Source organism: Streptomyces sp. R11 (assembly GCF_041051905.1).
Lineage (GTDB): Bacteria > Actinomycetota > Actinomycetes > Streptomycetales > Streptomycetaceae > Streptomyces.
On the sequence record NZ_CP163432.1, the window covers coordinates 8,746,947 to 8,759,617 of the forward strand.

Below are 12,671 nucleotides of genomic sequence, written 5' to 3' on the forward strand. Positions count from 1 at the left end.
GCTCAGTCCCAGTATCGGGTGTACGGGCACAGCGTGCCTCGGAAGCTGCTCCTTACGGTCCGGCGGGCAGGGTCACCGCGGCAGCGCCCGGGCCAGGAGGACCGCCACGTCGTCGTCGGTTCCCTCGGGCATGACATGGGCCAGGAGGTCGTCGCAGACCTGCGCCAGAGGGCGGCCGGGATGCCGCAGCGCCTGTGCCAGCCGGCGCATGCCCTGGTCGAGGTCCGAGCCGCGGGTCTCGATCAGGCCGTCGGTGTACATCACCAGAAGGCCGTGCACGGGGAGGACCACCTGCTGGACCTCGCAGTCCTTCCGGCCGACGCCGAGGGGCGGGCCCGCCGGGCAGTCCAGGAAGGTGACAGTTCCGCGCTCGTCGGCGACCACGGGCGGCGGGTGCCCCGCCCTGGCGATCAGACAGCGGCCGGTCCGCGGATCGTGAACGGCGTACAGGCAGGTGGCCATCTCGTTGTCGCCCAGATCCGCCACCACGGCGTCCAGGGCGGGCAGCACCTGGTCGGGGGCGGGCTCCCGGCGGGCCAGGGTCCGTACCGCGGTGCGCAGTTGCCCCATGACCGCCGCCGCGTGGATGCCGTGCCCCATCACGTCCCCGATCACCAGGGCGGTCCGGCTGTCCGGCAGGGCGACGGCGTCGAACCAGTCGCCGCCGACCCCGTGGTCACCGGCCGGCAGATAGCGCGCGGTGAGTTCCAGCCCGTCGACGACAGGCAGGACGGGGTTCATCAGGCTGCGCTGCAGGGTGAGGGCCGCGTCGCGCTCCCGGCTGTACATGCGCGCGTTGTCGATGTTCAGCGCCGCCCGGGCGACCAGTTCGTCGATCAGCAGCGTGTCCTGGTCGTCGAACGGTCCGCGCTGCCGGGTCCGGGTGACGACGACCGCGCCGAGCACGCTGCCGCGGGCCACCAGCGGGATCAGGCGCGCCGCGCCGACATGGGTACGCAGGTAGGCGCGCAGCCGGTCGACGCCCGGGTCGGTGATCATGGGGCCGATGTCGGACAGGAACAGGTTCATGGGCCGGCCCTGCGTGATGACCCGCTCGTACACCGAGTCCGGCGGGACCTGCTGGGTCATGCCGACGGCGAGTTCGTCGGCCGGCGCGGCCGGATCGGTGAAGGACGCCGCGGCGCGGCGCACCACGCCGTGCGCCGATGCCGCGGTCTCGTCCGGGGCCACCGCCTCCTCCAGCAACTGCACATCGGCGGAGTCGGCCAACCGGGGCACCAGGACGCGGACCACCTCCTGCGCCGTCTGCTTCAGATCCAGCGTGGAACCCATCTGCGTGCCCGCCTCCGCCAGCAGCGCGAGCCGCCGCCGCGCCTGCTCCGCCTCCAGATGGGCGTGCTGCCCCTCCGTGATGTCGATCAGCGAAGCGATCAGTCCGATCCGCCGGCCGGCGCCATCGAGCAGGGGCGCGTACGAGCAGGACCACGTCCGAACCAGTCCCGGCTTCTTCGTGCTGGTAGCGGAGTGGCGGGAGTCCACCACCGCCTCGCCCCGGTCGAGGACCTGCCGCATCACCGACTCCAGCGCGTCGGTGCCAGGGGCGACCTCGGTCACACGCCTGCCGACGTGCTCTGCCACCGGCACGCCGTCCATGCGGGCCAGCGCCTGGTTGACCCGGAGGAAACGCAGGTCGGAGCCGAGCATGGCCAAGCCGATCGGGGACTGGGTGAACAGTCCCTCCAGAGCCGCCAGCGCATCACGCATCTGCTCCACAGCGGTGGTCTCCGCCGCGATGGCCATCACACCCGTGCGCTGCGGTCCGTCCGCGATGGGACAGATCCACATGTCCATGTCGACCAGATGCCCGTCCCGATGCCGGACCGGCAGCCGCGCGACCACCGCCGCGCCCGCCTGCACGGACCGGGTGAGCCGATCGGCCAGGTCGCGGTTCTCCTCGGGCACGAGGACGCGGTTGACCTCCTGGCCCACCACCTGTTCCGGGGTGTGTCCCAGCAGGTCGTGTGCGGCGAGCGACCACTGCGCCATGCGTCCCTCGGAATCGGCCACCCACAGGGCGAGCGGCAGCAGATCCTGGAACACCCCCGGGTGCCCCACCGCGGACGTGTCCGGGTTCGGCGTTTCGCCGACCGCGTCGTGCGCATGCGCACCGGAGGGACTGGCGCTGGTCATAGGGGCACCTCGCTTACCCGGCACCGGCCCCACCGCGACCCCAGGGTCCGCGACGGACCGCCGCCACCCTTGACCACGGGAGGCTCAAGGACAGCGTAGGCCCGTCCGGCCGCTCAGGTGCCGGTGGTGCGCTGTGACAGGTCGCGGAACCTGGGCAGGTGAGAGGGGAGATCGCGAGTGGCCCGGCTCACATGGCGTGAGAGGGGCACCGCCGACACCATGGGTGCTCCGTCACCGCAAGGCTGAAGGGATCAAGAATGTTCCGCAAGGTGCTGGTCGCCAACCGCGGGGAGATCGCGATTCGTGCGTTCCGCGCAGGCTACGAGCTGGGCGCGCGCACCGTCGCCGTCTTCCCGCACGAGGACCGCAACTCCCTGCACCGGCTCAAGGCCGACGAGGCCTACGAGATCGGCCAGCCCCGACATCCGGTGCGGGCCTATCTCTCCGTGGAGGAGATCGTCCGCGCGGCCCGCCGTGCCGGAGCGGACGCCGTGTACCCGGGGTACGGATTCCTGTCCGAGAACCCTGATCTGGCCCGGGCCTGCGAGGAAGCGGGCATCACCTTCGTCGGACCGAGCGCGGACATCCTGGAGCTGACGGGGAACAAGGCCCGCGCGGTGGCAGCCGCCCGCGAGGCCGGCGTACCCGTGCTCGGTTCGTCCGCGCCCTCCAACGACGTCGACGAACTGGTCCGCGCGGCCGACGACGTCGGCTTCCCCGTGTTCGTCAAGGCGGTCGCAGGTGGCGGCGGCCGGGGCATGCGCCGCGTCGAGAGCCCCGCCCAGCTGCGGGAGTCCATCGAGGCGGCGTCCCGTGAGGCGGCGTCCGCGTTCGGCGACCCCACGGTGTTCCTGGAGAAGGCGGTCGTCGAGCCCCGCCACATCGAGGTGCAGATCCTCGCCGACGGGCAGGGCAACGTCATCCACCTGTTCGAGCGGGACTGCTCGGTGCAGCGCCGCCACCAGAAGGTGATCGAGCTGGCGCCCGCGCCGAACCTCGACCCGGAGCTGCGCGACCGGATCTGCGCCGACGCCGTGCGGTTCGCCCGCCAGATCGGGTACCGCAACGCCGGCACCGTGGAGTTCCTCCTCGACCGCGACGGCAACCACGTCTTCATCGAGATGAACCCGCGCATCCAGGTCGAGCACACCGTGACCGAGGAGGTCACCGACGTCGACCTGGTGCAGTCGCAGCTGCGCATCGCCGCCGGCGAGACCCTCGCCGACCTCGGCCTCGCCCAGGAGACCGTCACGCTGCGCGGCGCCGCGCTGCAGTGCCGTATCACCACCGAGGACCCCGCCAACGGCTTCCGCCCGGACACCGGCCGCATCAGCGCCTACCGCTCGCCGGGCGGCTCGGGCATCCGCCTCGACGGCGGCACCACCCACGCCGGTACGGACATCAGCGCGCACTTCGACTCCATGCTGGTCAAACTCACCTGCCGGGGCCGGGACTTCAGCACCGCGGTGGGCCGCGCCCGGCGCGCCGTGGCCGAGTTCCGCATCCGCGGCGTGGCCACCAACATCCCCTTCCTGCAAGCGGTGCTGGACGACGCCGACTTCCAGGCCGGCCGGGTCACCACCTCGTTCATCGAGCAGCGCCCGCACCTGCTCACCTCCCGCCACTCCGCCGACCGCGGTACGAAGCTGCTGACCTACCTGGCCGACGTCACCGTCAACAAGCCGCACGGCGAACGGCCCGACCTGCTCGAGCCGTTGACCAAGCTGCCCGCGCTGCCGGCCGGTGAGCCGCCGGCCGGGTCCCGGCAGCGGCTCGCCGAACTCGGCCCGGAAGGCTTCGCCCGCTGGCTGCGCGCGTCCCCGACCATCGGCGTCACCGACACCACGTTCCGCGACGCCCACCAGTCGCTGCTCGCCACGCGCGTGCGCACCAAGGACATGCTCGCCGTCGCCCCGGTGGTGGCGCGCACCCTGCCCCAGCTGCTGTCCCTGGAGTGCTGGGGCGGCGCGACCTACGACGTCGCCCTGCGCTTCCTCGCCGAGGACCCGTGGGAGCGCCTGGCGGCCCTGCGGGAAGCCGCGCCGAACATCTGCCTGCAGATGCTGCTGCGCGGCCGAAACACCGTGGGCTACACGCCGTATCCCACCGAGGTGACCGACGCCTTCGTGCACGAGGCGGCAGCCACCGGCATCGACATCTTCCGCATCTTCGACGCCCTCAACGACGTCGCCCAGATGCGGCCCGCCATCGACGCCGTACGGGACACCGGAACCGCCGTCGCCGAGGTGGCCCTGTGCTACACCTCCGACCTCTCCGACCCGTCGGAGCGCCTGTACACCCTGGACTACTACCTGCGCCTGGCCGAGCAGATCGTCGAGGCGGGCGCCCACGTGCTGGCCGTCAAGGACATGGCGGGCCTGCTGCGTGCCCCGGCCGCGGCGACGCTGGTGTCGGCCCTGCGCAGGGAGTTCGACCTGCCGGTCCACGTGCACACCCACGACACCGCCGGCGGGCAGCTCGCCACCTACCTCGCCGCCATCCAGGCCGGCGCGGACGCGGTGGACGGCGCGGTGGCGTCCATGGCGGGCACCACCTCCCAGCCGTCCCTGTCGGCGATCGTGGCCGCGACCGACCACTCCGACCGGCCCACCGGCCTCGACCTCCAGGCCGTCGGCGACCTGGAGCCGTACTGGGAGAGCGTCCGCAAGGTCTACGCCCCCTTCGAGGCGGGTCTGGCCTCGCCGACCGGCCGCGTCTACCACCACGAGATCCCCGGCGGGCAGCTCTCCAACCTGCGTACCCAGGCGGTCGCGCTGGGCCTGGGCGACCGCTTCGAGGAGATCGAGGCGATGTACGGCGCCGCCGACCGGATGCTCGGCCACCTGGTGAAGGTCACCCCCTCGTCGAAGGTGGTCGGCGACCTGGCGCTGCACCTCGTGGGCGCGGGCGTCTCCCCGAAGGACTTCGAGGCGGAGCCGGACAGGTTCGACATCCCCGACTCCGTCATCGGGTTCCTGCGGGGCGAGCTCGGCACCCCGCCCGGCGGCTGGCCCGAGCCGTTCCGCACCAAGGCGTTGCAGGGCCGCGCCGAGGCCAAGCCGGTCCAGGAGCTGAACGCCGACGACCGCGAGGGCCTGGCGAAGGACCGGCGGGCGACGCTCAACCGGCTGCTGTTCCCGGGCCCGACCCGCGAGTTCGACACGCACCGCGACACGTTCGGCGACACCAGCGTCCTCGACAGCAAGGACTTCTTCTACGGACTGCGCCCCGGCAAGGAGTACTCCGTCGACCTCGAGCGCGGTGTGCGGCTGCTGATCGAGCTGCAGGCCGTCGGCGACGCGGACGAGCGCGGCATGCGCACCGTGATGTCCACCCTGAACGGCCAGCTGCGGCCCATCCAGGTCCGCGACCGGGCGGCGGCCTCCGACGTCCCGGTCACGGAGAAGGCCGACCGTGCCAACCCCGGCCACGTCGCGGCACCGTTCGCCGGCGTGGTGACCCTCACGGTCGCCGAGGGGGACGAGGTGGCGGCCGGCGACACGGTGGCCACCATCGAGGCGATGAAGATGGAGGCCTCGATCACCGCCGCCAAGTCCGGCAAGGTTGCCAGGCTCGCCATCAATCCCATCCAGCAGGTAGAGGGCGGCGACCTCCTCGTCGAACTCGCCTGAGCGGCCTTCAAGGGCGGTAGTTCAGGGGCACGGTCTCGCGGAGTTCTCCGCCGGGCCGTGCCCCTGCCGCTCGTAGGGCGTCAGCTCGTCCGTTCCTGGAGGAAAGCCATGAGCGCGGCCGTGAGTTCGGCAGGCGCGTCCTCCTGGACGAGGTGGCCCGCACCGGCGATCGGCTCCAGCCGGGCGCCGGGGATCCGGGCGGCCAGCTCGCGGCCTTTCGCCACGGGGATCCAGGTGTCGTCCTCGCCCCAGCACACCAGCGTCGGGAAGCCGATCTCGCCGTACCGTTCCTGGACCTCGTCGGTGTAGCGCTGGTCGGCCTGCGCGATCTGCCGGTAGAAGGCCGATTGGCCCACGTCGCTCAGCCAGGGCCGGCTGAGCCGGTCGAGGACGGCGGGGTGCAGGCCGGGGCTGCTGGCCGAGCCGATGTACTCGCGCACCAGAGCGCGGTGCAGAGCGGGCGGCAGTTGGTCGAAGACGTCGGAGTGCTCGCCGACGAGGCGGAAGAACGGGGAGCCCCACGGGGCCAGCGCGACCGGGTCGACCAGGGCGAGCGCGCGGTAGCGGGCTGCGTGCAGCAGGTGTGCCCGCAGGGAGACGGCACCGCCGAAATCGTGCGCGACCACCAGAGGTTCGTCGAGGTTCCAGTGCGCCAGGAGCTCGGTGAAGACCCTGCCCTGGGTCGCCAGGGAGACATCCTGGTCGGTGGACATCTCCGATTCACCGTAACCGGGCATGTCCCACACGAACACCTGGTGGCGGCGGGCGAGCGCGCGGGCGACGGCGCGCCATACGTACGAGGAGAAGGGCGTGCCGTGCAGGAGGACGACCGGATCCTGGCCGGGCTGCCCGAGGCTGCCCCAGCGGATGTCGCCCGACGTGCTGCGGAAAGTCTCGGGCAGCTGCCATTCACTCACGGGTGCTGGTCCTCTCGGTCGTGTCTGCCGAAGCCTCCACCATTGTGAGGGCGGCGCTCAGCGCGACGGCTTTGTTGAGCAGCGCCCTGGAGCGAGTTGCGATGCCGGCCTCCCTGGCCGCCAGCGCGAAGGCGACGTCCTCCGATCGGCGGGTGCGGCGCAGCTCCGGCATGAGGGCCCGCAGGGGTGCGATGCGGTAGCCGGCCTTGCGCAGCTGGTGCACGATCCGCGCATCCCGGACCTGGGCGGGTGTGTACCGGCGTGTGCCACGCGCGCGGTCACGGTTCGGGACGACGAGTTCCTCCGCATCCCAGTGCCGCAGTGTCGAAGGGCGTACGCCGAGAGCGGCGGCGAGGTCGGAAACGCTCATCGAGTCCGACGTCCGTACGTCCTCGATCGGCTCACCGGCGATGGCCCTGGCGGCCTCCTGGGCCAGCCTCAGTTCCGTGCGCTCCGCGGCGAGCCGGGCGTGGGCCGCGTCGAGCAACGCCAGTACCTGCGAGGTGGGGGAGTGGTGGACGGCCCGGACGATCCTCTTGGCCTCGGTCGGACCGGCGCCTGCTGCGAGGGTGCGGTAGGCCAGCGCCGACTGCAGATGCAGGTCCCCGTAGCTCCGGTAGCCCGTGGCCGTGCGCGTCGCCGGCGGAAGGACACCGTCGCGTTCGAGATTGCGCACCTGTTGAACGGAGTACCCGCAACGCCTTGCGACATCGGCGGTGCGCAGAACACCTGATTTGAGACTTGCCACCCCAAAAGCCCTCCATCTGGCCGTCAAAGTCTCCACAAGCACTTCAATGCAACGCTAGAGCACATGACCATGGACGAGATCATCGGTTTCGTGGACGGACTGGACGGCGTGCTGACCCTCAGGCCGGCACCGGGCGACGGCACACCGGACATCAGCTGGGGCGACACGTTCTTCTACTACGCGCCCGATCGGGTGCTCCCGACAACGACCCAGCCCTTCGCGACGATCGTGACCAAGAACTACCCCGGCGACGAGGCCTCACGTCTGGACCGGGCGGACACCTTCCGCGTGAACGTCAACGCCGGGAAGGAAGCATTCGTCAGGTGGACCGGTCACACGCCGCGCGAACCCCTCACCGGCGAGGCCGATCCCGGCACCGCTGACACCGTGATCGCCCATCCGGTCTACGGCACCCTCGGATGGCTGGCAGTCGTGAACCCGGGCCCGCGCACGGCAGCGGCGACCCGTGAGCTGCTGCGTGCGGCCCATCACTTGGCCCGCTCCCGCCATGAGCGACGCAGCGCGTCGACCACGTGAGGAGCCGACGGGCCGCGTCACGCCCGCCCGCATGCGCCCGAGCGCACCGCATCGCACCCTGGTGCCATGGCAAGTGCGCAGCCCATCGTCATCTATCCGCCCGCCGAGGACGGCGGCCGGCGGGTGCGTGCGGACACCCGGTTCCTGGGCATGGCGTACGGGCTCCTGGACGTGGCCGAGTTCCTGAGCCGGGCGGGGATCGAGGACGCGGATCCCGAGTACGTACGGCAGTCCGCGCTGATCGAATGGCGGGGCGGCGGCCCGGACGTGTGGGGTCACTGAGGAGGCGGGACGACCACAGCCGGCCTCCGCCGTCACGGTGCCTCGGTCAGGCGGCTTGCTTCTTTCCTCTGCGCCCCGCCCGGGCGAGGGCGTCGATCAGCTGGTCGCGGGTCATCTTCGAGCGGCCCGGGAGGTTCTGGTCGGAGGCCTGCTGGTAGAGCTCCGACTTGCTCATCCGCCGCAGCTCACTTTTCTGCGCCGGACGGTCGGCGGCCGGCTTCTTGCGTTGCTTCGCAGCCCCACTTCCGGGGGAGCGGGCCTGGTCGAGGCTGTTCTGGAGGACGTCCATCAGGTCGACGACGTTGGTCGCCTCGGGGGCTTCCTCGGCGAGGGCGATGTCCCGGCCCTCGGCCTTCGCCGTGACCAGCTCCCGCACCTTCTCCTGGTAGGTGTCGTGGTAGCGGGCGGGGTCCCATTCCGAGCTCAGAGCGTCGACCAGCTGCAACGCCATGTCCAGTTCCTTACCGCGCCCGGCTCGGCCGGAGGGCAGCTCGGGCAGTTCCTTGCCCGGGTCGCGCACCTCATCGGCCCAGTGCAGGGTCTGCAGGACAAGGACCTGGTCGGCCGCGCGCAACGCGGTCAGGTACTGCCTGCCACGCATCACGAAGGTCGCGATCCCCGCCTTGTCCGCCTCGGCCAGCGCCGCGCGCAGCAGCTCGTACACCTTCAGGTGCTCCTTGCCGCGCGGGGCGACGTAGTACGTGCGGGCGAAGTACACGGGCTCCATGTCCGCCAGGTCGACGAAGTCCGAGATCTCGATGGCCTTCGAGCGGCCCGGCGCGATCTCGTCCAGTTCGTCGGGGTCGATGACGATGTACTCGCCCTCGGCCGCCTCAAAGGCCTTGACGATGTCCTTGTTCTCCACTTCCTTGCCGGTGCGCTCGTTGACCCGCCGGTTGCGGATCCGGTCGGCGGTGCCGCGCTGCAGCTGGTGGAAGTGGACGGTGTGGTCCTCGGTCGCGGTGTACAGGCCGACCGGCACGCTGGCCAGCCCGAACGTGATCACTCCTGTCCAGATCGCACGAGCCATGCCGTCCCACTCCGTCCCGCGTGCAACCGAAGACCCGCTCGGGCCGTGTCCCATCTCCACGCTCGCACCCCGCACCCGGCCTCGCGCGCGGAGAGCGGATCGAGATCGTCCTCAGGTGTCCGCGAGACGGTTGGGTTGAAGCAGCAGAAGGGCGATGTCGTCGGTGTGATGGTTGGTGCGGTGGGTGTGGCGTACCAGGCTGTCCACGAGTTGGTGCAGGGGCAGATCGCTCGTCTCGCTGAGGTGGCGTGCGAGGTCGGCGATGGTCTGGGTGATGTCGGTGCCGGGGTCTTCCACGAGGCCGTCGGTGTAGAGGGCGAGGAGCGTCTCCGGACCCAGGGGCAGGGTGGTGAGCGGGTAGGTGGGGGTGCCGAATCCGAGGCCGAGCGGCGGGCCGGGGTGGACGTCGACGGGATGGGCCCGGTTGTCGGGGTGGCGCAGGAGCGGGGGAGGGTGTCCGGCGCTGGCGAGGGTCACCTGGTGGCGGGCGAGGTCGATGTGGGCGTACAGGCAGGAGACGAAACGGCTGGCGTGCAGGTCGGCGAGGTCGCGGTCGGTGCGGGTGAGGACCTGGTCGGGAGCGGCTCCGGCCGTGGCATGGGAGTGGACGGCCATACGGACCTGGCCCATCAGGGCCGCCGCCGTCATGTCGTGGCCCTGCACGTCTCCGATGACGGCCGCGGCGGTGGTGTTGGTGAGGCGGATGAGGTCGTAGAAGTCGCCGCCGATGTTCACGCCCTGGCTTGCGGGGAGATAGCGGGCGGCGACCTCGAGACCGGCCACGGTGGGCAAGGCGTGCGGCAGGAGGGTCTGCTGCAGGGCGTGGGCGAGGTTGTGCTTGGCGTCGTAGAGGCGTGCACGGTCCAGGGCCTGGGCGATGAGACCGGCCAGCGGCGTGAGGATGGAGCGCTCGGCGGCGGTGAAAGTGTGGGGCCGGTTGTAGGCGAGGAGCAGACAGCCGATGGGGCGTCCGGAGCTGAGCAGCGGCAGGAAGGCCCAGGCGTGCTTGTCGCTGATCTGCGGTGCCCGCGGGTAGAGGCGGGCGAGTTCGCCGCGGTTGGCGAAGAACAGGGGCGCCCCGGTCGCCAGAGCGCGGCCGGCCGGCGTCAGGTCGGCGTCCGTGGGCAGGCCGTCGAACTGCTCGATCAGGGAGGGGTCGTAGCCGCGGTGACCGATGATCTGGATACGGCCGGCGTCGGCGGCGGACATGATCATGCCGTGGGCGCCGAAGGCAGGCAGGATCTGGTCGGCGATCAGGTCGACGACGTCCTGGACACCGACGGCCTCGGTCAGTGCCGCTGTCAGGGCCATCAGCAGATGGATCCGGCTCGTCGGCGGAGTGCTGGCGGGGGAGGCCGGCTGCGTGCCGAGGGGCTTGGACGACTGGTCGGGGGTGATGAGGATGCTGGTGCCGCTGTCGTCCGTGTGCAGGCGCAGGTCCAGCCATTGGTCCGGTGGGCGCAGGACGGTCAGAGCGAGGTGCTCGCGGCTGCTCATGGCAGTGCGGTACGCGTCCATGTACGCGATGTTGTCGAGCCACGGCAGTGACTGCCAGGGCTGGGTTCCCAGCAGCTGCTTCGCCGGTCTGCCCAGCAGATGGGCGGCTGCGGTGTTCACGTAGGTGATGCGCCCTCCGAGGTCAAGGGCGAGCGTGCCGAGGGGCAGGCGTTCCACCAGGTCGGCTGCCGCGAGCTCGGACTGGGGCCTCGGCTCCTCGCGGTGCGGATGGACGAAGCGGGGCCGGTCCGGAATGACCGGAGGGGAAGTCTCCGCGTCCAGCACGCGGGCGATGCGGCGCGCGCTGACGGCGATGCGGCCGCGCTCGCGGCGGCTGAGGCGGGGGGACCGGTCCGGGGCCCAGATCAGCAGCAGCGCACCCCGGCAGTGCCGGATCTGTTTCAGCGGGACGACCGCGAACGCGACTTGGTAGGGGATGGTCGCCGCCGCGCGCGGGTAGGAGCGGGCCAGCGCCTCCAGGGAACTCACCCAGACGAGTTGTTCGTGGCGAACCGCATCCTGCGCCGGACCGCGGACGGCGAAGGACATCCGCCACCAGGGTGCGAAGGCATCGACCGGGAGACCGCACAGCGCGAGCAGACCCATTGAGGTCTCGGCCGGGTCCAGGAGGTAGACACCCCCGGATCGGGCACCGGTGCGCCGCACAGCCGCCGCCAAGGCCTCACCGAGCGGATCAGCCACCTCAGGCTGCTCACCGGACCCGCTCATTCGGCGCAACACCCAACGCCCATAGCAAGAACGCTAAGCCCGGCCCGGCGGCACGGCATGTGGATCAGCCCTCCTGTGCCGCGCCGGGAGGCGACGTAGGCGTTCCCAGGCGGCGCCGCAAGAACGGCTCCTGGGACAGTACGGCCCCCACGCTCAGGCTGACGGCGACGGCCACGCACACGATGATCAGCCAGGACAGCAGGACGAAGACCGGACCGGCGGAACCGTAATCCGCCAGTGCCCGGTTGAGCGCCCGCGGCATGTAGAAGTGCGCGGTCAGGGACAGGGCGCTGACCGCGATCGCCGTGATGACCGCCCCCGGCAGCAGGGGTGACCAGCGGACGCCGCCCAGCAGAAGGTGCTGGGTCCACCACCACAGGGCCGTCTCCACGACCAGGATGACCGGGATTCCCAGCACCGCCCCGAGGCCGACCCGGTTGTGCAGCAGCCCCTGCCCGACCAGTGCGCCGAGCCACAGGACGATCCACGCCAGCCACCGCCACGGAGCGACTCTCGCGCCTGACCGGGGCAGCAGCCAGGCCCGTCTGCACAGCCGCTGCACCGCACGACTGACCGCGGTGGCCGACAGCAGCACCATCAGTGCGCCCACCACGCCGCTCGCCTGGCGCAGGTCGTCGGTCGGGGGCTGGAATGCCTGTTCCAACTGACCCTTCGCCTGCCCGTTCAGACCGAAGACGGCACTGACCGCCGCGGTGACCTGGTCCTGCACTGCCGGTGGCGCGTACGCACTCAGCACGAAAAGCAGGGGAACGGCAGTCAGGAAGCACTGCGCCGCGATGCGGGTGGCGGAGTCGAAGATGTTCACCGACACCATGCGGTCCACGATCCCCGTGATCACCGGGAAGCGGGTCTCCACCCGTGCGTGGACGGCCCTCAGCCAGGCAGTCAGTTTCCTGGTACGGCCACGCCACCAGGACGCGTGCAGCACGGACCGCCGGTGGCCGTCGGCGGAGCCCTCGCCCGCGCCCCCGCGCGGCATCAGGCACCGGCGCGGGTGGAGCCCGGGCATGGTGTCCGGATCCCTGCTGCCGACGGCACCCGTGCGGAAGTCTCCATCGCGCCGCTCCTTCCCAGTCTCCAGATTGCGCGACCGAGCGGGCCACGGCACTCCGTCGCCCGCCCAATGG

9 protein-coding genes are annotated in these 12,671 nt (G+C 71.3%); 3 read left to right on the top strand and 6 right to left on the bottom strand.

All coding sequences use genetic code 11. From position 1 onward, the window contains the following. Positions 1 to 72 precede the first annotated feature (72 nt). The gene (locus tag AB5J55_RS40415; RefSeq protein ID WP_369275402.1) at positions 73 to 2,151 is read right to left on the bottom strand and encodes a SpoIIE family protein phosphatase; all 2,079 of its coding nucleotides are present in this window, start codon (positions 2,149 to 2,151) and stop codon (positions 73 to 75) included. 257 nt (positions 2,152 to 2,408) lie between these two features. Here AB5J55_RS40415 and AB5J55_RS40420 point away from each other — a divergent pair, with 257 nt between their 5' ends. Then, the gene (locus AB5J55_RS40420; RefSeq protein WP_369275403.1) at positions 2,409 to 5,783 is read left to right on the top strand and encodes a pyruvate carboxylase; all 3,375 of its coding nucleotides are present in this window, start codon (positions 2,409 to 2,411) and stop codon (positions 5,781 to 5,783) included. A gap of 80 nt (positions 5,784 to 5,863) precedes the next feature. Here the strand turns inward: AB5J55_RS40420 and AB5J55_RS40425 are convergent, their stop codons facing one another. Next, the gene (locus tag AB5J55_RS40425; RefSeq protein WP_369275404.1) at positions 5,864 to 6,700 is read right to left on the bottom strand and encodes an alpha/beta fold hydrolase; all 837 of its coding nucleotides are present in this window, start codon (positions 6,698 to 6,700) and stop codon (positions 5,864 to 5,866) included. Then, on the bottom strand, positions 6,693 to 7,490 hold the full coding sequence (locus AB5J55_RS40430; RefSeq protein ID WP_369275405.1) for a MerR family transcriptional regulator: 798 nt from the start codon (positions 7,488 to 7,490) through the stop codon (positions 6,693 to 6,695). The genes AB5J55_RS40425 and AB5J55_RS40430 overlap by 8 nt, the downstream gene beginning before the upstream one ends. Before the next feature lie 21 nt (positions 7,491 to 7,511). On the opposite strand from AB5J55_RS40430, the gene AB5J55_RS40435 reads away from it, so the two are divergent. Together AB5J55_RS40435 and AB5J55_RS40440 are read left to right on the top strand one after the other, a co-directional pair. Further along, positions 7,512 to 7,985, top strand: coding sequence for a DUF6194 family protein (locus tag AB5J55_RS40435; RefSeq protein ID WP_369275406.1), 474 nt, complete (start codon positions 7,512 to 7,514; stop codon positions 7,983 to 7,985). A gap of 66 nt (positions 7,986 to 8,051) precedes the next feature. Beyond that, the gene (locus tag AB5J55_RS40440) at positions 8,052 to 8,267 is read left to right on the top strand and encodes a hypothetical protein (protein WP_369275407.1); all 216 of its coding nucleotides are present in this window, start codon (positions 8,052 to 8,054) and stop codon (positions 8,265 to 8,267) included. A 46-nt stretch (positions 8,268 to 8,313) separates the two neighbouring features. Here the strand turns inward: AB5J55_RS40440 and AB5J55_RS40445 are convergent, their stop codons facing one another. From AB5J55_RS40445 to AB5J55_RS40455, 3 genes are all read right to left on the bottom strand, one after another. Continuing rightward, complete coding sequence (locus AB5J55_RS40445; protein ID WP_369275408.1) at positions 8,314 to 9,297, bottom strand: Ku protein; 984 nt, start codon at positions 9,295 to 9,297, stop codon at positions 8,314 to 8,316. Between the two features lie 111 nt (positions 9,298 to 9,408). Continuing rightward, a complete protein-coding gene (locus AB5J55_RS40450; RefSeq protein ID WP_369275409.1) occupies positions 9,409 to 11,523 on the bottom strand; it encodes a GAF domain-containing SpoIIE family protein phosphatase in 2,115 nt (704 codons plus the stop codon). Positions 11,524 to 11,587: 64 nt separating this feature from the next. Next, complete coding sequence (locus AB5J55_RS40455; protein ID WP_369275410.1) at positions 11,588 to 12,553, bottom strand: YhjD/YihY/BrkB family envelope integrity protein; 966 nt, start codon at positions 12,551 to 12,553, stop codon at positions 11,588 to 11,590. Between the last annotated feature and the right edge of the window lie 118 nt (positions 12,554 to 12,671).